Source organism: Pedobacter sp. KBS0701 (genome assembly GCF_005938645.2).
Lineage (GTDB): Bacteria > Bacteroidota > Bacteroidia > Sphingobacteriales > Sphingobacteriaceae > Pedobacter.
On record NZ_CP042171.1, the window covers coordinates 2,811,937 to 2,833,707 of the forward strand.

General features: G+C 36.8%; 24 protein-coding genes. 13 read left to right on the forward strand and 11 right to left on the reverse strand.

Going from position 1 to position 21,771, the window contains the following annotated elements; translation table 11 throughout:
- Positions 1-73 precede the first annotated feature (73 nt).
- Positions 74-1,345, forward strand: coding sequence for a hypothetical protein (locus FFJ24_RS11270; RefSeq protein WP_138821594.1), 1,272 nt, complete (start codon positions 74-76; stop codon positions 1,343-1,345).
- Positions 1,346-2,031: 686 nt separating this feature from the next.
- Here the strand turns inward: FFJ24_RS11270 and FFJ24_RS11275 are convergent.
- Positions 2,032-2,253, reverse strand: a complete 222-nt coding sequence (locus FFJ24_RS11275; protein ID WP_138821595.1) for a cold-shock protein — start codon at positions 2,251-2,253, stop codon at positions 2,032-2,034.
- Between the two features lie 122 nt (positions 2,254-2,375).
- On the opposite strand from FFJ24_RS11275, the gene FFJ24_RS11280 reads away from it, so the two are divergent.
- Complete coding sequence (locus FFJ24_RS11280) at positions 2,376-3,101, forward strand: LytTR family DNA-binding domain-containing protein (protein ID WP_138821596.1); 726 nt, start codon at positions 2,376-2,378, stop codon at positions 3,099-3,101.
- Positions 3,102-3,194: 93 nt separating this feature from the next.
- Here the strand turns inward: FFJ24_RS11280 and FFJ24_RS11285 are convergent, their stop codons facing one another.
- Positions 3,195-3,374 carry a histone H1 gene (locus FFJ24_RS11285; RefSeq protein ID WP_057933955.1) on the reverse strand — a complete coding sequence of 60 codons (180 nt, stop codon included), beginning with the start codon at positions 3,372-3,374 and terminating at the stop codon, positions 3,195-3,197.
- Between the two features lie 665 nt (positions 3,375-4,039).
- On the opposite strand from FFJ24_RS11285, the gene FFJ24_RS11290 reads away from it, so the two are divergent.
- Both FFJ24_RS11290 and FFJ24_RS11295 read left to right on the forward strand, forming a co-directional pair.
- Positions 4,040-4,882, forward strand: a complete 843-nt coding sequence (locus FFJ24_RS11290; protein ID WP_168202457.1) for an AraC family transcriptional regulator — start codon at positions 4,040-4,042, stop codon at positions 4,880-4,882.
- 177 nt (positions 4,883-5,059) lie between these two features.
- Positions 5,060-5,671 (forward strand): Crp/Fnr family transcriptional regulator, encoded by a 612-nt coding sequence (locus tag FFJ24_RS11295; protein ID WP_138821598.1) that lies wholly within the window; start codon positions 5,060-5,062, stop codon positions 5,669-5,671.
- Between the two features lie 300 nt (positions 5,672-5,971).
- Here FFJ24_RS11295 and prmC read toward each other — a convergent pair whose 3' ends face one another.
- A complete protein-coding gene (prmC, locus tag FFJ24_RS11300; RefSeq protein ID WP_138821599.1) occupies positions 5,972-6,841 on the reverse strand; it encodes a peptide chain release factor N(5)-glutamine methyltransferase in 870 nt (289 codons plus the stop codon).
- 81 nt (positions 6,842-6,922) lie between these two features.
- Here prmC and ribD point away from each other — a divergent pair, with 81 nt between their 5' ends.
- From ribD to FFJ24_RS11320, 4 genes are all read left to right on the forward strand, one after another.
- Complete coding sequence (gene ribD, locus FFJ24_RS11305; RefSeq protein WP_138821600.1) at positions 6,923-7,978, forward strand: bifunctional diaminohydroxyphosphoribosylaminopyrimidine deaminase/5-amino-6-(5-phosphoribosylamino)uracil reductase RibD; 1,056 nt, start codon at positions 6,923-6,925, stop codon at positions 7,976-7,978.
- On the forward strand, positions 7,975-8,844 hold the full coding sequence (locus FFJ24_RS11310; protein WP_138821601.1) for a DMT family transporter: 870 nt from the start codon (positions 7,975-7,977) through the stop codon (positions 8,842-8,844). The genes ribD and FFJ24_RS11310 overlap by 4 nt, the downstream gene beginning before the upstream one ends.
- Positions 8,831-9,445, forward strand: a complete 615-nt coding sequence (locus FFJ24_RS11315) for a YigZ family protein (RefSeq protein WP_138821602.1) — start codon at positions 8,831-8,833, stop codon at positions 9,443-9,445. The genes FFJ24_RS11310 and FFJ24_RS11315 overlap by 14 nt, the downstream gene beginning before the upstream one ends.
- 158 nt (positions 9,446-9,603) lie before the next feature.
- Complete coding sequence (locus FFJ24_RS11320) at positions 9,604-10,464, forward strand: nucleoside phosphorylase (protein ID WP_138821603.1); 861 nt, start codon at positions 9,604-9,606, stop codon at positions 10,462-10,464.
- A gap of 243 nt (positions 10,465-10,707) precedes the next feature.
- Here FFJ24_RS11320 and FFJ24_RS11325 read toward each other — a convergent pair whose 3' ends face one another.
- On the reverse strand, positions 10,708-11,103 hold the full coding sequence (locus FFJ24_RS11325) for a DUF1398 domain-containing protein (protein WP_138821604.1): 396 nt from the start codon (positions 11,101-11,103) through the stop codon (positions 10,708-10,710).
- Between the two features lie 3 nt (positions 11,104-11,106).
- Positions 11,107-12,156: an aldose epimerase family protein gene (locus FFJ24_RS11330; protein WP_138821605.1), complete on the reverse strand. Its 1,050-nt coding sequence runs from the start codon at positions 12,154-12,156 to the stop codon at positions 11,107-11,109.
- Positions 12,157-12,232: 76 nt separating this feature from the next.
- Here FFJ24_RS11330 and FFJ24_RS11335 point away from each other — a divergent pair, with 76 nt between their 5' ends.
- Positions 12,233-13,399, forward strand: coding sequence for a galactokinase (locus tag FFJ24_RS11335; RefSeq protein WP_138821606.1), 1,167 nt, complete (start codon positions 12,233-12,235; stop codon positions 13,397-13,399).
- Between the two features lie 63 nt (positions 13,400-13,462).
- Positions 13,463-13,993: an RNA methyltransferase gene (locus FFJ24_RS11340; protein ID WP_121284861.1), complete on the forward strand. Its 531-nt coding sequence runs from the start codon at positions 13,463-13,465 to the stop codon at positions 13,991-13,993.
- Between the two features lie 127 nt (positions 13,994-14,120).
- On the opposite strand, the gene FFJ24_RS11345 is transcribed toward FFJ24_RS11340, so the two are convergent.
- The 4 genes from FFJ24_RS11345 to FFJ24_RS11360 all read right to left on the reverse strand — a co-directional run bounded on the left by FFJ24_RS11345 (position 14,121) and on the right by FFJ24_RS11360 (position 17,518).
- A complete protein-coding gene (locus tag FFJ24_RS11345; protein WP_138822341.1) occupies positions 14,121-15,026 on the reverse strand; it encodes a ribonuclease Z in 906 nt (301 codons plus the stop codon).
- A 70-nt stretch (positions 15,027-15,096) separates the two neighbouring features.
- A complete protein-coding gene (locus tag FFJ24_RS11350) occupies positions 15,097-15,474 on the reverse strand; it encodes an STAS domain-containing protein (RefSeq protein ID WP_138821607.1) in 378 nt (125 codons plus the stop codon).
- Between the two features lie 43 nt (positions 15,475-15,517).
- Positions 15,518-16,462 (reverse strand): phosphoribosylaminoimidazolesuccinocarboxamide synthase, encoded by a 945-nt coding sequence (locus FFJ24_RS11355; RefSeq protein ID WP_138821608.1) that lies wholly within the window; start codon positions 16,460-16,462, stop codon positions 15,518-15,520.
- Between the two features lie 96 nt (positions 16,463-16,558).
- Complete coding sequence (locus FFJ24_RS11360) at positions 16,559-17,518, reverse strand: PhoH family protein (protein WP_138821609.1); 960 nt, start codon at positions 17,516-17,518, stop codon at positions 16,559-16,561.
- Between the two features lie 103 nt (positions 17,519-17,621).
- Here FFJ24_RS11360 and FFJ24_RS11365 point away from each other — a divergent pair, with 103 nt between their 5' ends.
- From FFJ24_RS11365 to FFJ24_RS26100, 3 genes are all read left to right on the forward strand, one after another.
- Complete coding sequence (locus FFJ24_RS11365) at positions 17,622-18,401, forward strand: S-adenosyl-l-methionine hydroxide adenosyltransferase family protein (RefSeq protein ID WP_138821610.1); 780 nt, start codon at positions 17,622-17,624, stop codon at positions 18,399-18,401.
- A 229-nt stretch (positions 18,402-18,630) separates the two neighbouring features.
- Positions 18,631-19,155: a hypothetical protein gene (locus tag FFJ24_RS11370; protein ID WP_138821611.1), complete on the forward strand. Its 525-nt coding sequence runs from the start codon at positions 18,631-18,633 to the stop codon at positions 19,153-19,155.
- Between the two features lie 50 nt (positions 19,156-19,205).
- On the forward strand, positions 19,206-19,352 hold the full coding sequence (locus FFJ24_RS26100) for a hypothetical protein (protein WP_168202458.1): 147 nt from the start codon (positions 19,206-19,208) through the stop codon (positions 19,350-19,352).
- A 99-nt stretch (positions 19,353-19,451) separates the two neighbouring features.
- Here the strand turns inward: FFJ24_RS26100 and FFJ24_RS11375 are convergent, their stop codons facing one another.
- Both FFJ24_RS11375 and serC read right to left on the reverse strand, forming a co-directional pair.
- Positions 19,452-20,402, reverse strand: a complete 951-nt coding sequence (locus tag FFJ24_RS11375; RefSeq protein WP_210419504.1) for a D-2-hydroxyacid dehydrogenase — start codon at positions 20,400-20,402, stop codon at positions 19,452-19,454.
- A gap of 74 nt (positions 20,403-20,476) precedes the next feature.
- Positions 20,477-21,550: a 3-phosphoserine/phosphohydroxythreonine transaminase gene (gene serC, locus FFJ24_RS11380; RefSeq protein ID WP_138821612.1), complete on the reverse strand. Its 1,074-nt coding sequence runs from the start codon at positions 21,548-21,550 to the stop codon at positions 20,477-20,479.
- Between the last annotated feature and the right edge of the window lie 221 nt (positions 21,551-21,771).

Here is a 21,771-nt window from a genome sequence, read left to right on the forward strand (position 1 = left end):
AGAGCCTGAGATGGGTTTAGAGCAATATTTTCCTTATTGGCACAAACTTGGCACCATTAAAGAAAATGTAAAAATGAAGAAAATAATAACGCTTGCGGTTATCGCGATCTCCATACTATTTAAACCCAGCCAGGCCTGTACGGTAATTTCCTGTGCATTAAAAGGCGAAGTATTCGCTGCAGCCAATGAAGATGACTACATGGGCTTTGCAAGGATGTGGTTTAACCCTAAAACTGCAGAAAGATATGGTTCGGTTTGTTTTGGACTTCCTGATCTGCAAGCACAGGCGGCCATGAATGAATATGGCCTGTTTTACGATTTTACTGCACAAAATATCGATCCTGCAAAATACCATCCTAAAAACATATATAAAGGGGATCTTTTTTTTGAAATTCTCGGCAAATGTAAAACCGTAAAAGAAGCTTTGGCTTATCTGGAAAAATACGATTACGCCATCAGTTCGCAGGTATTAATTGCAGATGCACTTGGAAATTCAATCATCATTAATGCGGGTACTAAATTACCCAAATCAGGGTATTATCAGATCAATACAAATTTTGATATCAGCAAGGTAAAAATCAAAACCTATTCTTGCCGGAGATATGATATTTCGGAAGAGATGCTAAAAGCGGCAAAAACTATAAACGTTCCCTTTTTTCGGGATATTTTAAACCGTACCCGCCAGGAAGGGAAACTATCTACCATTTATAGCAATATCTATGATCTTAAACGCGGAATCATTGCGATATATCACTTTCACGATTTTGAACATCCTTATGTAATTGATTTAAAGAAAGAATTGGCAAAAGGTTACCGATTGGAAAAAATAAGCGATCATTTTCCTACAAGTTTTGCATACGAACAGTTTTCGATTAGTGATCGGGCCATGTACCGTAAGGAAATGATTTTGGATGAAATTAAGAAAAACGAGTTACAACCCACCCTTAACCATTACTTCGATTTAAGCAGAAGTGCCGTTAAAAGAGACACTACCATCAATAGTGTACTACTGGAGGTCGGCATTCAATTGATTAAGGATAGTTACAACCAACATGCTAATGGCGGGATATGGGAATATTGGTTTGCAATGCCCGGTGGTTTTAAAATAGAAAATTTTAATGATGAACGTATAAATGCAGCTGCAGAAATATTCGATTATTTAGGTGCTGAAAAAGGAATAGATACCAAATTAAAGAATTTTATCTATGAGTTGAGTGCTTATGCTAAGCTTATTCAGGGTAATCAGAATAAGGCGAAAGAATATTATGTAATAGCCGCAGCCAGTAGCACTGATACCTGGCCAATATCATTTATACGATCAAAGAAAATGCTGACTATTTTGTAAAAAAATCATTCTAACCCGGAGCCTGCTTAAATTTTTATAACAAATATATAAATGGCCTTTTGCCGTCACAAGAGCGTAGTCGATGGCTTTGTTAATGTGTTGAAATGGTCTTCGACTACGCTACCATTGACAGAATCCACTAGTTCGGGGCGTTATTCTCGCGCATGCGGGAATCTTAGTACAAGCGTTTTAAGATTATTCATAAGTATTCCCTGTTTCAAAGGCATTCATGAGCACTCCGTGGTTCCCAATCAAGTTGGGAATGAAGATTTCTCGAGGGGTATTACCTAATTAAATTTTATCTGTCAATCATATTGATTTTTATATAATAAATTATTCCTCAGAATGACATACGAAATAAATTTTATTTAATTTTAAACAGGCTCTTAATACCTAAGCATTGTGCTTTAATATTTCTGTATTGCATACAGTTAATAAAGAATTTAAGCAAAACGTAATCTAAAAAAAAAGAAATCCTATCTAAAAGAACGTGTCTAATTAGATAGGAAGAGAGTTAAATTACATGTTTGATAGGTAGATGTAAATATTAGTTGATGTGCAATTCAGCTAAAAATGCTACAAGGACGAAATTTGGTTTTAATTGATAGCGAAGATCGTATTTGATTTAACTTTTATGATACAGGTTACATAGATCGGTCTGTTTTCATTACAGATAGGTGCAAACGTTAGTCAGATTTTATATCCAACACTATAATATTAGTAGCCTGGCATCCTATCTGTCCATGTTCCAAATTGAAGCGAACCTTAGTTCCTACTACTAAAGCAGGACGATAAATCCCAACTAATTTATTATTATCTGCATAAATCATCTCTTTTCTACCGTCAAGCGCAATAAATCCGAAACCTCTTACCGGATTATACCATTTAATTACCCCTGTATATATCATAAAAACCTTTTTTTACCTTAAATTAGCAACTGCAAAGAAATTTTAAGGCGAAACTGGATAAAACGTTCTATTTTCGTTATAAAAAGGTGTAATTTCGTTATATATACAATGAAGATTGACAAATGATTAAGTGTATAGCCATTGATGACCAACAAAACTCAATTTCGGGTCTTGAAAAATATATAGCGGATGCCCCGAATATGGAACTCCTGGCTAGTTACACCGATCCGATGGCAGCTCTGAATGAACTGAAAAAGATTGACCAGGTAGATGTAATATTTATGGACATTCAAATGCCACATATTTCGGGCATTGAACTTTCTAAAGCAATCCGCTCTAAAACCAGAAAACTGATATTTACTACCTCCCATGAGGAATATGCTTTTGAAGCATTCGAGGCAGAAGCAGATGCTTATCTACTTAAACCTTATGGTTATGCTAAATTTGCCTTAACGGTAAACCGGATGTTTGAAGATGAAACAGAAGATATTGCGCATGAATCTTATTTTTTTGTCAAAAATAAATCTGAAGAACACAAAGCTATTCTGGTACGATATGCAGATATAATAGCTTTTGAAAGTTTCCATAACTACATCAAAATCCATACAAAAGAGAAAGTAATTATTGCGTATTTAAGTCTGAAGGATGTTAAAGAACAGCTGAATATAGAAAAAGGCTTTATTCAACTACATAGGGGTTATATTATTTCCATCAATCATATTTTACATGTTGAAGGCACGAGGATAACGCTTTCTAATCATACCAGCTTTACAGTGGGCGATCTTTACTACAATGATTTCCGTGACTTTTTCACCGACAAACTTATTACCAGTAAACGCAATAAATAAGCATATAATTGGCACAAAGTGTAAAGCCAAAAGCAACAGCTAAAAAGAAAGCCCATCTAACTTAGACGGGCTTTCTTTTTAAGCGAAAATAAATTATTTAGCGCTATTTTTTTTATCAGTTACTTCAGCTCTAATTTCTTGGGCTAAAACTTTTAGGTCTTGCATTGCTTTACGTACACGTGTACCTGCTGCAGCATTACCACCATCATAAAATTTCGTTACGTCTGCTTCTACAGAAGAGATTAGATCTTGCACTTTTTTAAATTTGTCCATAATTTTTCTTTTATAGGGATGGTAAACATCCATTAATTAAACAATATTCCTTTCCGCTAACAATAAACGGGCCGCAAAACTATTGCTTTTTATAAATTAAACAAACGTTTATGCCAAATCATTATTGCAAACAGCATAAAATATCAGTGAAATATTTGGGCAAAGGCATCTATGCCACCCTGCTTTTAACAAAATCTGCCTCATTTTTAGCATTTTGCAGATGGCACATTTAATCATAAAAAATTTTACGATTAGGAAAATTAATTTAGCAATTATGTTTTATCTTGGCTGGAAATATGCAATCTTTAAACCTCTTCATTAGTACCAGTTGTTTATTCTTGCTTTTATTCTCCATGCATCTTTTTTTTTCAAAAAAGGGGAATAAACTGTTAAACATTTTCCTTTCCGTTATATTTTTTGCCCGATTTGGGCAAGTATTAACTTCGTTATTTTTTAAATCAGGCCAGCCCAATATCTTGGCCTTTTTTCATCAAACTTTTACGCCGTTTTATTATGCTGCCCCGGCCTGCTTTTATCTCTACATAACAGGGTTTCTTCAGGATCGTAAAAAATTACAAAAAATAGAATGGCTGCATTTTCTACCTGTTCTACTTGCTATTATTCACATTATTCCCTGGCCGCTCTCTATAAAACTTGATTGGGATATGATCGGAAAGCAGTTGGCTGAAAATGGTTACTTGTCTCTCAGCGCAAAAACTGGATTATTTCCTCCATATTTCCACTATTTATTCAGGCCAATTCTGGTATCGGGTTATTTATGCCTTACCTGGATTGCTGTACTCCGTCTAAAAAACACCCCCCGGCAAGTAATCGAAGGTGAAGGCCGAAAATGGATCATCTTTTTTCTTCGGATTGCTACCTTCTTCCAGTTGTTTGGTCTGGTACCTATTGTTTTAAGAAACTTACATATCCCGTATGTTAACACGTCGTTTGTTGTAGCCAATTGTTTAGCCCTGTTATTCATTTTATTATACGCGCTCCACAGGCCTTATATTTTTTATGGCTATCTGCTGGTGGCGGTAGACTGGACTAAAAAACCTGCAGTATTGAAAACAGAAAATGATACAATATTCGTTTCTTTACCTGTAGAAGATGCAAAACCTACAGTTGTACCCATCAAAAAAAATAATCTTTTGGACGCACAACTGTCTGACTATGCCCTTGCCATGACAGAAATGATGGAGCGGGAACAACTTTATCTGCTTCACGATTTTCAGATTATTGATCTGGCAGCAAAACTCAACATTCCAATCCACCACTGCTCGTTCGTAATTAACAAACATATTGGAAAAAATTTCAGAGATTGGATTAACAGTTACCGGGTTGGTCATTTCTTAAAACAGTACCCCTTAAAATCAGATAAAATCACCATCGAAGCTATTGCTTCTGAAGCTGGCTTTAAAAGCGTAGCTACTTTTTATAATGCATTTAAAAAAGAAACAGGCTTAATGCCAACTGCTTATTTTGCACAGGAACTAAGCTATTAACCCGTAAAAAGCCACCTTTTTAGTCTAACGATCGTATCGTTAGAGGTTACAACAGTAATATTTTTAAGTACACAGTAAAATACCAGATACCTTTGGCTCCAGATCACAATATGCATATTGCGTTCCAAAAATAAGTACACTAAAATCTTTTTTTAAACCAGACAAGCCCCTTTAACTATGCCATATAAAACATCATTTTTACGCCCTCTTTTCGATTATCTTGAGCAATTCTATCCTTTATCTAATGCTATTAAAGCCGAGTTTGAAAGGTCTTGCAAACTTACCCGTATAAAAAAAAACAAACACATTCTCTCTCCAATAGATAGTAATGCTTCTCTGTATTTTTTGGTCAATGGGCTGGTACGTGGTTTTATACGCGATGGTAAACAAGATATCAGTACGTGGTTTAGCTTCGAGAATGAATTAATAGGCGCTATACGCCAACCCAATCAGCACCCCAGTCCTTCTATAGAATATCTTCAGGCCCTGGAAGATTGCAAACTCATCTGCATTCCATATACCTTAATCGATTTGATGTATACCAAATATCCGGAGGCTAACCTAATTGGCAGAAAGCTATTTGCACTTCATTATTATGCTGCATCAGAAAGAGCTATCCTTGCCCGAATACCCAAAGCAATTGGCAGGTACCGTAAAATACAGGAAAGCGGGTTGGATATCAAAAGGATACCGCAGCGTTACCTGGCCAGTTACCTGGGTGTACGTGTAGAAACCATAAGTAGAATCAGAAATAAAGTTGTACCACTCGATTACCAGTTGTGCTCTTAACGTATCGGTAAATATCTAGTCTTTAATAATCGATCATGCTAATAACCATTCAAATCTCCATGTTTTCCGTGCATTCGTGGCATTATTTTTTACTGCAAAGGTACTAAGACACGAGGATAAGTTATCATTATCTCGAGCATAGTGCAACGTATTCGAGAGATCTATCGAAGCAGATCTCTCCACTCCGCAATGTCCCCGGTCGAGATGACGCCCTTTCATTGAACTCTGCTAGTTTGATCATTGAAAATTGGTCATTGATTATTTACCCTCAATCATCCATTTTCCGTTACACCTCTTCCATCAAAGCCCTGCCCTAACCATTCTATCCTTTCCCTGCATATCCTTCTTTAACTCAATGTTATTAAACTCTCTATTAGACAGCATATCAACTGTTTCTTTACCTAAAAATTCATTAATTTCAAAGAAAAGTTTTCCATTAGGCTTTAAATTTGTTTTTGCAAAATCAGCGATGGCTTTATAAAAAATCAATGGGTTTTCGTCGCTTACAAATAAAGCTAAATGAGGCTCGTGCAAAAGCACATTATTATGCATCTCATTTTTTTCTAAATTCCTGATATAAGGCGGGTTACTTACAATGATATCAAATTTTTCTTCAGATTGAAATGTTAAAATATCCGCTGTAATAAAATTGATCTCAACACCAATTTGCCGGGCATTCTGTTTTGCAACTGCTATAGCATCAGCAGATACATCCAATGTAGCTACCTGGGTGTTTGGTAAGTGCTTTTTAAGCGTAATCGGGATACAACCAGATCCAGTTCCAATATCAAGTATACTTAGCTTTTTCGGTGATTCAAAACTGTTAACTGAGGATAGTGTTCTGCAAACTGAAATGATCCATTCTACCAATTCCTCTGTTTCAGGTCTAGGTATCAGTACATTTTCGTTTACTTTAAAAACTAAACCATAAAAATGGGCTTCCTCTAAAATATGCTGAATTGGTTTTCCGATCTGCAGGTCGTTAAGGATGCTAAATAGTTTTTGCATGTTGATAAAACTGACAGCTGCATCTTTCTGCATCATTAACTTACTGGGAGACAAAGCTAAAACCTGCTCAGCAGCCAGGCTAAATAATGTTTTCGCCTCATCACTTTCGTATAAGGGTGCAAGTTCCAGTTTATAATGCTCCTCGAGCGCTCCAATGTTCATGAATAGCAAAATTACTTATTTGAGATGATAACAAATCTGTTTTGATAAGCCCGTGACTCTTTTTTTACTACTTTTGCCCTAATGAGCGATGAATTCTATATTAAACGCTGTTTGGAGTTAGCCATTTTAAGTATTGGAAACGTAAGTCCAAACCCAATGGTAGGCTGTGTTATTGTTTTAAACGATAAAATCATCGGCGAAGGTTATCATCAGCAATACGGAAAAGCACATGCCGAACCAAATGCGGTTAAAGCTGTATTTGATCAATATGGAGATGAGGCTGAGGCTATGTTAAAACAGGCAACAGCTTATGTGAGTCTAGAGCCCTGTGCACATTTCGGCAAAACCCCTCCCTGCGCCGACCTGTTTGTGAAACACCAGATCAAAAAAGTGGTTATTGGTAATAGAGACCCTTTTTCAAGCGTTGATGGCAAAGGCATCGAAAAGCTTAAAAATGCGGGAATTGAAGTGCTAAGTGGAGTTTTAGACGATGAATGCCGTTACCTTAACAGAAGATTTTTCACCAGAATACAACAGCAAAGGCCTTACATCATTTTAAAATGGGCCGAAACTGCAAATGGTTATTTTGCAACTAAAGATGGTCACCAAAAGTGGATCAGTGGAGCTTTAACCAAACGATTGGCACACCAGTGGCGAACTGAAGAAGATGCCATTTTGATCGGAAAACAAACCGCTATTATGGACAATCCGCAGTTAACTTCACGAGAATGGCCGGGTAAAAACCCCATTCGTTTGATAATCGATAAAAACCTTCAGGTGCCGTTATCCAATCACATTTTCAATGCAGCAGCCAAAACCATCATATTTAATGAAATTAAAACTGATGTAGTCGACAATATCCATTATATCCAAATGGAAGATATGCATTTTTACCTGGCACAAAAGATTGCGTTTCAGCTTTATTTGATGGACATACAATCGGTAATTATCGAGGGTGGTGCGAATATTCTAAATCAGTTTTTATCCACTAACCTTTGGGATGAAGCGCGTATCATCACCTCATCAAACAGCTGGACGGAAGGTGTTCCTTCTCCTACCATAAACGGAAATCTGAAAGAACAAATTCAGATTGGAAACGATAAACTCTCTATCTACATAAACGACATAAATAAATGATCTATATTATTTTAAGCATTTGTTGTAGCGTTACGGTTGCCATATTATTAAAGTTGGCCAAGCGGTACCAGATCAGTATTATTCAGGCTGTTACCATTAATTATCTGGTTGCGCTAAGTTTATGTTTTGTTTTTTTTAAGCCCGATGTTAAACTGGTTACATCTACCGCACCATGGCTTGTTTACATTGCGCTGGCTATTCTATTGCCGTCGATATTTTTATTTCTTGCTGCATCAGTCAAGAACCTTGGGATCGTTAAAACCGACATAGCCCAACGCTTATCGCTATTTATTCCCATACTGGCGGCTTATTTTATCTTTAAAGAGGATTTTAACAACTTAAAAATTATTGGCCTTGCGATAGGACTTGTAGCTATTTTCTTAACCTTTCTTCGGAAATCTGATCATCAGGTAGCCAGGAAGGAAAGCCTCCTCTATCCCATTATGGTTTTTGTGGGCTTTGGCGTAATTGATGTCCTTTTTAAACAAATTGCCTTATACAAACAACTACCTTATACAACTTCGCTTTTCACCGTTTTCTGCCTATCATTCGTCGTATCGCTGCTCATTGTGATTACTATGGTCATTTCTGGCAAGATAAAATTACAATTGGTTAATGTTATTTGTGGACTGATTTTGGGCTTTTTTAACTTTGGCAACATTCTTTTTTATATGAAAGCACACAAAGCACTGGCAGAAAATCCATCAACAGTTTTTGCTGCCATGAATTTAGGCGTTATCATTGTCGGAACATTAATTGGCATAATTGCTTTTAAAGAAAAATTAAGTAAACTGAATTATGTAGGGATAGTTTTGGCTATCGCTGCTGTTATCTTCATAACCCTATCGCAAAATGCTGTTCGATGATTCCTATAAAACTATCGAAAGTGCCTCGGAAGGCATATTTCGTGATAAAGGCAGCAAATTTATTGCTTATGCCTACCCAATCCGCAATGAAGAAGAAGTAAAACCAATTATTGTGAACCTGAGGGCCGCGAATGCAAAGGCCAATCATTTCTGTTATGCATACCGTTTAACACCCAATCGCTCTGTTTTTAGAGTAAATGATGATGGCGAACCTTCTGGTACTGCAGGAAGGCCAATCCTGAATTGTTTATTATCGGAAGATATTACCAATATATTAATTGTAGTTGTACGTTATTTTGGTGGCACCTTATTGGGTGTTCCAGGTTTAATTAACGCATACAAAAACGCTAGTATAGAAGCTATTAAAGCTTCAAGAATAATTTCGAAAACGGTTAATGATGTGTATGAAGTTCATTTCGAATACCTACAAATGAATGATGTAATGAAATTGAGCAAAGAGGAAAATTTACAGGTCTTATCACAACAGTTTGATACCAATTGTATATTGAAATTTGAGGTAAGAAAGGCACAACTCAATCAGGTTTTGAGTAGGTTTGATAAAATGGAAGGTGTTAAACTAAAATATCTACACACCATTTAATAACCACAGACATTAGTTCTGCGTTGATTAGCGAAATCTGCAAGAATAAAAAAATGTACAAAGTGACATGAACGTAATTTAGTAACCACAGATAAAAAGGATCAACAGAGATAAATCTGTTGATCTGAGCGAGATCTGCAGGCAAAACAAACCAAATAATGAAAATATCCGAAAGCGACTTAATTATCAATCCCGATTGCAGTATATACCATTTAAATCTTCTGCCCGGAGATATTGCCGAAACCGTAATTACTGTTGGCGATCCTGACCGCGTTGGCGAAGTAAGCAAGTATTTCGACCAGATAGAATTTAAAAAAGGGAAGCGGGAATTTATTACCCATACTGGTTTTATAGGAAAAAAAAGGGTAACTGTACTCTCAACAGGTATTGGTACAGATAACATTGATATCGTTTTTAACGAGCTGGATGCACTGGTAAACGTCGATTTTGAAACCCGCGAAGTAAAAAAAGAATTAACCTCACTGAATATTATCCGTGTAGGCACATCAGGAGCTGTGCAGCCGGATATCCCCATGGGAACCATTTTAGCTTCCTCTCATGGTTTGGGCATGGATGCTTTAATGAATTATTACCTACAGCAACTATCTGGCGATGAGCAACTTTTAACAGATGATATCAAGATACATTTTGGTCATTTAAAAAATATAAACCCCTATTTAACAGCTGCAGATGAAGGTCTTTTAAATACCATAGGCAAAGATATGGTTCATGGAATCACCATTACTGCTCCGGGCTTTTATGCCCCTCAAGGGAGGATAGTGAGGGCAAAAAATGCTGTCCCCGATTTCATCGGACTCATTAACAGCTTTCGGAGCAACCAATACCGGATTACCAATTTAGAAATGGAAACTGCGGGGATTTACGCTTTAGCAAAAGTTTTGGGACATAAAGCACTTTCTGTAAATGCTATTTTGGCCAGTCGTATAAAATTCGAATTCAGCAATGAGCCTGATAAAATTATAGAAAAGGCCATTAAAACGGTGTTGGAAAGGATTTAATTAAGGCTGATCAGTCACCAATATAACCTCAAGTGCACTAAGATGTCTCAGGTGGTTAAAATAAACCATTAATAACCTATAAAGCACTAAAATTAACAACTTGTCCAAAAAACCGAAAAGTCAGATAGTAACATCTGACTCCACTTAAATAAATCTTCTTAAAAGATCTCTCCACTACGTTCACTTCGGTCGAGATGACGATGGTAGAGGAATAAAAAGGCCCGAAATTTCGGGCCTCCATATTTATACTGTTCGTATCTTCTCTTTTATCAGTTCATTTCCCTCAGTATCCAAATACGTACAGGTCATTTCTTCCAGATCAGTTACCCATTTCTCCACGCCAGCATCTGCAGCTTGTTTACAAAAGGTAATATAATCTGTTTCACCTTGTTGATGTACTTTTAAAGCGTGCTCCAACTTTCCGGCAGAAGATTCTTCATTGATAACCAAAGTTGGATATTCGTCAGGACTCACCTGTTGTGCATTATCTTCGTCATCAAAATAAATCGATAAACCATTGCTTACATAAACATCATTCCGCCTCACACCCAATTCCTTAATTTCTTTTATAAACTGCGGAAAATCTGCACCAGTTTTAATTTTTGATTCTGCTGCCCGGATATTTTCAATAGTGAACATAATTTATTTATTTAATGAAACTTTGTAAATGGTTGTTTGCGTGTACAAATCTTCTGGTCTTAATATGGTACTTGGAAATTCAGGGATATTTACTGCATTGGGGTGATGCTGTGTTTCCACACAAAAAGCACCGAAGCTGACGTAATCCCTTCCGCCTTTGCCATTTCTCACATCCAAATATTTTGAGGTATAAAGATGTGCTACTGGTTCTGTTGTATATACGCTTAAAACTAAACCACTTTCTTCTTCAATTGTTTTGGTTGCCAGCGATAAATCGCCATAGATTTTATCCAGAACGTAAGTTTGGTCATAACCTTCTTCCTCATCCCAATCCTGCCCAATCGCTTTAGATTTTATAAAATCCATGTGCGTACCTTCCACAGGAATCAGTTTACCTGTTACTGAATAATTACTGTCCTGCTCAAGGTAATTTGAAGCAAAAATCTGCTGTTTGTGGTTTTTAATATTTCCGCCTTCAGGAGCCAGATTAAAATAACCATGGTGTGTTAAATTGATTGCAGTAGCCTGATCAGTCTCAGCTTCATAACTTAAAATCAATTCATCATTTTCGGTAAGTTCGAAAGTAAGGTCAATGATCAGGTTGCCAGGGAAATTTTCTTCGCCATCCACACTTTCGTACTGTAAGGTAACCGACGATTGTGACCCTTCGCCCACTTCAACAATATCCCAAACTTTTTTATCAAAACCTTCTATACCGCCGTGTAGCGTATCGGTACCCGCATTTTGTGCCAGTTGGTAGTCCTCTCCATCAATGGTGAACCGGCCATTTTTGATGCGGTTGGCATAACGTCCTACAATAGCACCCAGATATGGATACTCAGTTAGGTAATCCGGATTAAGGTATTCCTCGAAAGTATCAAAGCCCAATACAATATCCTGCATTTCGCCTTTGGCATTTTTAACGATGAATTTGTTAATGATCGCACCATAATTGAATATTTTAACATAAGTGCCTTTACTATTGATTAGTTCGATTGCGATAACTTCTTCGCCATCAATAATTTTTCCGGTAGGTATTTGCTGAACGCTCATAAATTGTAACTTAGGGCTTTTGTTTCCTAAACAAACATACTATTATTAATGCTTTTAATAAATATATTTTAGCCAAATGAATATTAACCTTGAGGAAAAATTTGCAGCGCAATATCATAAAAAAGCAGCTGCCCTATATTTTACACCCGGTCGCGTTAACCTCATTGGCGAGCATATTGATTATAATGGCGGTTTAGTAATGCCATGTGCCATTACCCTCGGAACGTGGCTGGCAATTGCGCCTAATAATGATAAGAAATTCAGGTTTAAGAGTCTGAATTTCGAGATGGAAACCACTGTTGAAAGCAATGTTTTAAATGAAAAAGACGGAAGCCAATGGGCCAATTATCCTGTAGGTGTAATTAATGAAATGATCAAAGATGGAAAAGAGATTACCGGATTGGATTTTCTTTTTTATGGGAATATCCCCATTGGATCGGGACTTTCTTCTTCTGCATCAATTGAGATTGCTACGGCGTATGCCTTAAACAATTATTTTAACCTGGGGTATGACCGATTAGAGCTTGTTAAGATTGCCAAAAGGGTGGAGAATGATTTTATTGGCCTAAACTCAGGCATAATGGATCAGTTTGCGGTTGCTTTTGGCGAAAAAAATAAAGCGATTGTTTTAGACTGCGAGACTTTAAAATATAAAATGGTTGATGTTGATCTCGGCAATTATGTGCTGGCCATCATCAATACCAATAAGCCGCGCAAACTGGCAGATTCTAAGTACAATGAACGTGTGGCCGAATGTCAAACAGCCTTAAAGCTATTGAACGAAGAAATTACACTACACTATCTTTGCGAGCTTAATGCAGAAAAATTTGCGTTGCACAGCCATTTAATTACCAGCGAAACCATATTAAACCGCGCTACACATGTAGTGAAAGAAAACGACCGTGTTCATCAGGCTGCAAGGGCTTTAAACAGCGGTAACCTCGAAGAATTTGGCCGGTTAATGTATGCTTCGCATCAATCTTTAAAAAGCTTATACGAAGTAAGTGGAAAAGAGCTGGATACAGTTGTAGATTTCTGTACCGGCTATCAACATGTAATAGGTGCACGAATGACTGGTGCTGGATTTGGCGGCTGTGCCATCGCTTTATTGGAAAAAGGCTTCGAAGAAGATTTTGCCAGGCATTTAACCGATTATTATGTAGCTAAAATTGGTTACCCTGCTGCCATTTACGTTAGCGAAATTAGCAATGGCCCACATTTAATAACAGAGACAAATAAGTAAACACAGATCCAAATATGTTAAAATCGGTGTAATTCATCAATCTGTGTAATCCTTTTAAAAATAATGAGAAAATTAAAGTTAGACGAGTTAAATCGTCCGGATATTGAGGCGTTTAAGGCACAGGAAAAGTTACCTGTTGTAGTGGTTTTGGATAATGTACGCAGCATGCACAATGTAGGTTCAATATTCCGTACCGCTGATGGCTTTGCTTTAGAAAAGGTGATTCTTTGTGGCATAACTGCACAACCACCACATCGCGAAATTGAAAAAACGGCTCTGGGTGCTACGCAATCGGTAGATTGGATTCATTATACAGACACTTTACAGGCTGTTGATGCACTAAGGGATTTAGGATACGAAATTATTGCCATTGAACAGGCAGAGAATAGCACAATGCTAAATACTTTCACACCGGATCCCAATAAAAAATATGCGCTTATTTTCGGGAATGAAGTTGATGGTGTTAGCGATGAGGTAATGGCTAAAATTGATGAGTGCATCGAAATTCCGCAATTTGGGACCAAACATTCTTTTAACATCGTAATTTCTGCCGGGATAGTATTTTGGGATTTCTTTGCTAAATTAAGACTTTAGTATCATTATTTCGACTGAAATGCAACAAAATGGAGAAATCTTTAAACAATGTAAAAAGATTTCTCTCCCAAAAGTTCGGGACTGCTCTCCATCTGATCGAAAATGAAGCGCGATTTTTGAAATCTGTTTACAGCTGAAAAGTCCTACCCTCAACCGCTAGCTCAGTATTTTCGAAAACAGACTGTGCTTCTTCTAAAAGCATTTGTAAGGTTTTGTAACGTGAAGAAAAATGGCCGATGAGTAATTTTTTAGCTCCGCTAATTTTTGCTACTTCTGCTGCCTGAAAAGCGGTTGTGTGATGTGTTTCTTTAGCCCTGTCCAGTAGGTCGTGCATAAAGGTAGCTTCGTGGTATAAGGTATCGCAATCTTTTATCGTAGTAAAGTACCTTTCATCAAATAAAGTATCAGAACAATAGGCATAACACCGTGGCGCATCTGCCGGTATGGTGTAATCTTCACTGCGCAAAATATCGCCATTGGGCAATTCTACATCAATCCCTTTTTTTAAGGCTGTATAATAAGCCATGGGCACTTCGTCTGCTTTATCTTTGATTAGTTTGCGCTGCCTTTTCTTTTGTTGAAAAATAAAACCTGTAGTCGGTATACGGTGATTTAAAACAATGGTTTTGACGATCAGGTCACTGTTTTCGAAAATCTGGGTAGATTGATCGGCTTCAATTGGAAAAAACTCAATAGGATACCTTAAAACGGTATCAGAATATTTAAACTGAATTTCTAAGATTTCAAGTAAAGGCTTGGGACCAAATATCTGTATTGGCTTTATCCTGCCGTTTAAATGCAAGCTTGATAATAATCCAATCAACCCAAAATAATGGTCGCCATGTAAATGACTGATAAAAATATAATCTATCCGGGCGGCCTTAAGGTTAAACTTGGCCAGTTGTTGTTGGGTGCCTTCACCACAGTCGATCAAATAGTATTTTTCGTTACAATTTAAAAGCTGTGCCGATGGATTCCTGTTGTATACAGGTGTTGCAGAACTGCTTCCCAAAATGGTAACTTCAAACTTCATCATGATCAGATATAAAAAGCCCCGTAGATTTTTAGAAACTACGAGGCCAGAATGTTATTTAAATATTTTGTTATTTAGCGCCTCTAAACTCTTTTTCCAACTCATCCATAAAGATGAAATCCGTTGCTTCGTCTAATGTATTAACAAACGTTACAGATTGAAATATGTTTGATAATTCAATAATTGATGCAAGCTCGTCGTTAATTCCCGTTACAATAAATAATCCGCCTGCCGATTTGCAAAGCCTGTCGCCAACTAATAAGCAACTTAAATCCTGTGCATCACTACACTCTGTAACATGACTTAAATCAACAATTATATTCTGAAATCCCTCGGCATTAAGCAAATAGAATTCTGCTTTTAAACCGGGAGCATTGTCGTTTGTAAACTTATGTTCTTCTAACTTTAAGGTTACATATTTATCGTGTTTATCTACTGAAAATTTCATCTCTCTAATCTTTATTGCACTAATGTATAAATTTCTTTCGAATTTAAAGTGTTCCCAAAGCCTTTAAAACATTAGTTTCAATGCGGCTGGAAATTGCATCAGCATCAGCTTTTATAAAAGTCTCGCCTACAATTTTTTCATAAAGTTCAATGTAACGTTCTGAAATTGAATTTACGATTTCCGGAGTCATTTCTGGCACAACCTGTCCGTCTTTTCCCTGAAAACCATTTTCAATTAACCATTTTCTAACAAACTCTTTTGAAAGTTGCTTCTGTGGTTCATTGTTATCCTGACGCTCCTGATAACCTTCAGCGTAAAAATATCGTGAAGAATCTGGTGTATGAATTTCATCGATTAAATAGATTACACCATCTGCTGCGCCAAATTCGTATTTTGTATCTACCAGGATCAAGCCGCTTTTTGCCGCAATCTCAGTTCCACGTTGGTACAGTGCGTAAGTATATTCTTCTAATTTTTCATAATCGGTTATCGAAACAATACCTTTTGCCAAAATATCTTCTTTTGAGATATCCTCATCATGACCTACCGAAGCTTTAGTGGTTGGTGTAATAATGGGTTGAGGCAGTTTATCGTTTTCCTTTAAACCTTCAGGTAAAGTAACACCACAAACAGAACGTTTACCAGCGCTGTATTCTCTCCAGGCATGTCCGGCTAAATAACCTCTGATCACCATTTCTACTTTAAACGGTTCGCAGATACGGCCAATAGTAACCATTGGATCTGGAACAGACAAAACCCAGTTGGGAACGATATCCTGTGTAGCTGCTAAAAATTTAGCCGCAATCTGGTTTAATACCTGTCCTTTAAATGGAATCGCTTCAGGCAATACTACATCGAATGCAGAAATACGGTCGGATACGACCATTACCATCGATTGATCGGCAATTGTATATACATCGCGTACTTTACCTTTGTAAAAATTACTTTGATTAGGGAAATTGAAATGGGTTTCTTTAAGTGCTTTCATGAGGCCGTAAAAATAGAGAAAAAGTCCGAAAGTCCGAAGTCTTTAGTCCTAAGTCGATTTTGACTTAAGACTACAGACTCCCCATTTTGGACTTAACTATTGAATATCTCCGTAAGCTTTCAGGATATCTTTTACCAATTTATGCCTCACCACATCTTCTCCACTTAAATAGATAATATCAATTCCTTTAATATCTTCTAAAATCCTCAAGCCATTAAATAAACCCGACATTTGTTTTTTAGGTAAATCTACTTGTGTAACATCACCTGTAACAATAAATTTAGCAGTCGGCCCCATACGCGTTAAAAACATTTTTAACTGCATATCGGTGGCATTCTGGGCTTCATCTAAAATCACAAAGCAATTATCTAAGGTACGGCCCCTCATAAATGCCAATGGTGCAATTTCTATTGTACGGTTTTCAATGTAGAATTTCAATTTCTCGGCAGGGATCATATCATCCAGCGCATCATAAAGCGGACGTAAATATGGATCAATTTTTTCCTTTAAATCACCTGGTAAGAAACCCAGGTTCTCTCCAGCTTCAACAGCCGGGCGCGTTAAAATGATCCTTTTAATCTCTTTATTTTTCAATGCTCTTACCGCCAGGGCTACAGCTGTATAGGTTTTACCTGTTCCTGCAGGACCAATGGCAAATAGAATGTCATTTTTAGCAATACTGCTTACCATTTTGCGCTGATTTGCGGTTCTTGCTTTTATCAATAAGCCATTAGTACCGAAAACAATTACTTCTCCGCCACCTCCGGTTGGTTGTTCTGCATCTTTTTTTGCAACGCCCGCTGCCTTTGCACCTAATATTGTTTCTACGTCATTATTGCTTAGTGAGCTATATTTTTCTAGATGCGCAATTAGCTGGTTAAACTTCTCTTCGAAAGCCTTAAGTTCCTGTTCATCACCGAGAACCTTAACATCACTCCCTCTCGCCACCAGTTTTAATTTTGCGAAAGCACCTTTAATCATTTCGTAATTCTCATTGTTCGGCCCCCAAAAGTGAGCAGGATTTACGGTATCCAGGGTTAATTTTAATTCGTTCAAACTATAGTATTTTAAAAAGTTATCGGGGTATATTAATTAAAATTTGAATATTTGCAGGCGCTTAGGCCTGTACACAAGAATAAGCAATAATAATGAATTTTTAATGGGGATAATTACTTTAACAACAGATTTAGGTTCAAAAGATTTTTACCAGAGCGCCCTTAAAGGTAGTCTGTTGAGTCTTATGCCTAATGTTAATTTAGTTGATATTACCCATGAAGTTCCTTCATTCAATATTTCGTACGCTGCTTTCGTTTTAAAAAACGCTTATCCTTACTTTCCGAAGAATACAGTACACCTGATCGGTATCGATTCTGTATATAGCGAAAATACCAAATACATCGCGGTAAAGCACCGTGATCATTATTTTGTGGGTGCAGACAATGGTATTTTCTCGCTTCTGTTTGATGATGTTCCGGAAGACGTGGTAGAATTGAACATTATGCAGGATTTGAAATACCTGCACTTCCCATTGGTTGATATTTTTGTTAAAGCGGCTACGCACCTGGCCAAAGGAGGCAAACTGAAGGATATTGGTTTACCTGTAGCAGAGATTGAACAAAAGATGCTTTTGCACCCTGTAATTGAGCGGGATGTGATTCGCGGGAGTGTGGTGTACATTGATACTTTTTGCAATGTAATTACCAATATTACCAAGGATCTTTTTACCAAAATTCAGAAAAACAGAGACTTTACATTATACTTTAGAAAAAGTGAAACCATTACACAATTAAGCTGGCATTACAACGAAGTGCAGGAAGGTGAAAAACTTTGTCTGTTCGGCATCAGTAACCACCTCGAAATTGCCATTAATAAAGGAAAAGCCAGTGGATTGTTAGGATTGCACCTTGGTGATATTGTAAGGGTTGAGTTTCATTCTTAAAAGCGAAAAGACCAAAGCTAAAAAACTAAAGCGGAAAAATCCATATAGAAATTATAGTCATTTCGACCAAAATGGAGAAATCTATTGCCGAATTTATTTCCAGGTAGATCTCTCCGTTCCCTTGTACTTCAGGGGGGATGACGAATATTTTGGGAACTTTGCATTACAAATGAACTAATGACGACTGAACCAACAAAACAACTTCTACCCTTTTCGCGTTTATATCCACATGAAGAAATATTTTTATCTGCTCTCACTGATCTTATTTAGTTTTCAAGCTTTTGCGCAACAGGATACTGCCGCTTATGCAGCACAAAGGATTAAAGTAAATTCTCTGCTTCAGGAGCGAAGTACTAAATTTGGCCAATATGATGAAAGCTTAACGCAGCGTTCAGGCATTTTTGGGTGGCAAACGAAAAAAGACATCAAAAATTCAAATGAAATTCTCCGTCAGGTGGTATTAACCGATAATAATATTTTCAAGGAACTGAAAATTTTAATGGATTATAAAGACCTGCAAAACCAACAAAAGGTGGCCGTTGCAGATAATTCTCAGGAACGGATTGAAGCTTATATGGGTACCATTAAAAAATTACAGGATCAGAATGCACAGCTTAAAGAAGATTTAGAGAAAAAAAATAAAGGAGGTTTATCAACCTATATTATTGTCTTTTTGATTTTAATAATGGCTGGCGGGTTTTATTTTTTCAATAAAAAACTGCATAATTACGAAACCGCTAAAATCAAGCCTTAATTACAATAAGATTTTAGCAGCTTTATGACCTTTAAATCAATAAACAAATTATGAAAAAAGGACTGTTTAAAATCCTGGCGAAGATAAACAAAGTAGTTTTGCCAAGTTTGTATAAAAAGGATCCGAACAAGCTGACCACTTTTCAGAAAGCGATATTAGGCTACCGGTACTGGGTAACTACAAATGCTTTGGACTAGTTTAGAAAAACCTCGCAGGTTTAATTGGTGGGTTATTTATGTTTCAACGGTCCCATTGAGGGCTGCGCCGTTTAAAAACCTGCGAGGTTTAAAATATTATTATTTCTTAAAATGCTCAATAATTAACGTTGCCAATTCGGTACCAATACGTTCTTGTGCTTCGTTTGTTGATGCACCGATGTGTGGTGTTAAAGAGATTTTAGGATGGGTTAAAATTTCTGCCAATGGTGTAGGTTCATTATCGAAAACATCTAAACCTGCAAAAGAAACCTTACCAGAGTTTAAAGCTTCAATTAAAGCCGGCTCATCAATTGTTCCACCGCGTGAACAGTTTACAATACCAACACCATTTTTCATTTTAGCAAATTCTTCTGCGCCCAAAATCGGTTTATCGGCAAATGGAGTATGTAAACTAAAGAAATCACTTCCTGTAATTACTTCATCTAAGGAAACCGTTTTAATCGGAATATTGACTGATTTACCACCCTGGAATTCTAAAGTAATTTCAGATTCAGATGGATATAAATCGTAAGCTAAAACATTCATACCTAAACCTAATGCCACTTTTGCAGTTGCACGACCAATACGGCCAAAACCGATAATACCGATGGTTTTACCACTTAATTCGGTTCCTTTAGCATAAGCTTTTTTAAGATTATTGAATTGTGTAGCACCTTCAACAGGCATTTTACGATTAGCATCCTGTAGGAACCTGATACCGGTAAATAAATGTGAAAAAACCAACTCAGCTACCGACAATGAAGATGCAGCTGGTGTATTTACCACTGCAACACCCTGACTGCGAGCATATTCTACATCAATATTATCCATACCAACTCCACCTCTACCAATTAATTTAATATTTGGAACAGCATCAATTAATTCTTTTCTAACTTTTGTTGCGCTACGAACGGTAATGGCATCATAATTTTTTAAAGCTTCAGCTAGTTTATCTTGCGGAATGGTTTCTGTATCCACCTGGAAACCTGCTTTTTCTAATAATTCTTTTCCGATCGGATCAATCCCATCGTTTGCTAATATCCTAATCATTGTTATTTATGATTGCGCAGATTTGATTAAATCGATTAAATAATCGTATAATCATCTGCGGTTATAATTAATTTTTAATTTGCTTTTGCTTGTTGTTCTTCAAAGGATTGCATGGCATCTATCAATGCATGAACACTTGTAATTGGCAAGGCATTGTACATCGAAGCGCGGAAACCACCTACACTTCTGTGGCCTTTAATCCCTACAATACCCTGTTCTTCCGCATATTTCAAAAATGGTTTTTCCAATTCTGTATTTTCCATTACGAAACATATATTCATTCTGGAACGGTCTTCAACAGCGCAGGTTCCTTTAAATAAGGGATTGCGATCGATCTCTCTGTAAAGTGCCTCAGCTTTTTGTTTGTTTTCTTTTTCAATTTCTGCAACACCGCCTTTTGATTTTAACCATCGAAGGTTTAATAATGCAACATAAATGGAGAAAACAGGAGGTGTGTTATACATTGAACCGTTGTCGATATGCGATTGATAGTTTAACATCGATGGAATTTTACGGTCGATTTTACCTAAAATTTCATCTTTAACAATGGCAATGGTTAAACCTGCCGGACCAACATTTTTTTGCGCTCCTGCATAAATTAAATCGAACTGAGAAACATCGATTACACGGCTCATGATATCTGACGACATATCGCAAACTACAGGAACACCGGTTTTAGGTACTTCGAAAAGTTCAGTACCGTAAATGGTATTGTTGGATGTATAGTGGAAATAAGCACTATCGGCAGGGATTTCGAAATCCTTAGGAATGAAGGTGTAGTTTGCATCTTTTGAAGAAGCCACCACGTTTACATTGCCGATCAATTTAGCTTCTTTTAATGCCTTGGTTGCCCAAACACCTGAATCCAAATAGCTTGCAGTTTGTCCATCGCCCAATAAGTTCATCGGTACCATTGCAAACTGTAAACTTGCACCACCTTGTAAAAATAAAACGGAATAACCCGACGGCACATTTAATAATTCTTTTACCAACTTATCAGCTTCAGCAACAACTGCCTCAAATTCGGTTGTTCTGTGCGAAATTTCTAAAATTGATAATCCATCGTTAAAATCTAAAACAGCCTGAGCTGCTTGTTTAAACACTTCTTGAGGTAAAATACAAGGGCCTGCGCCAAAATTATGCTTCATCTTATTATATAATGTTTTATGGGCGTAAATGTAAAATTTTTAAAGCAGTTATGCCCATAAAATCGTTACCTAAAAAATTAAATTTTGTTAAAAAAAAGCCATAAACCGATTGATTTATTGCAGTTTTTATAATTAAATCGTTTTATTGAAATTAGCCGAAACAAACCCATCAGGTTACATAAACCTAATAGGGTTAAATACGGCAAATCATCTCAAAATAC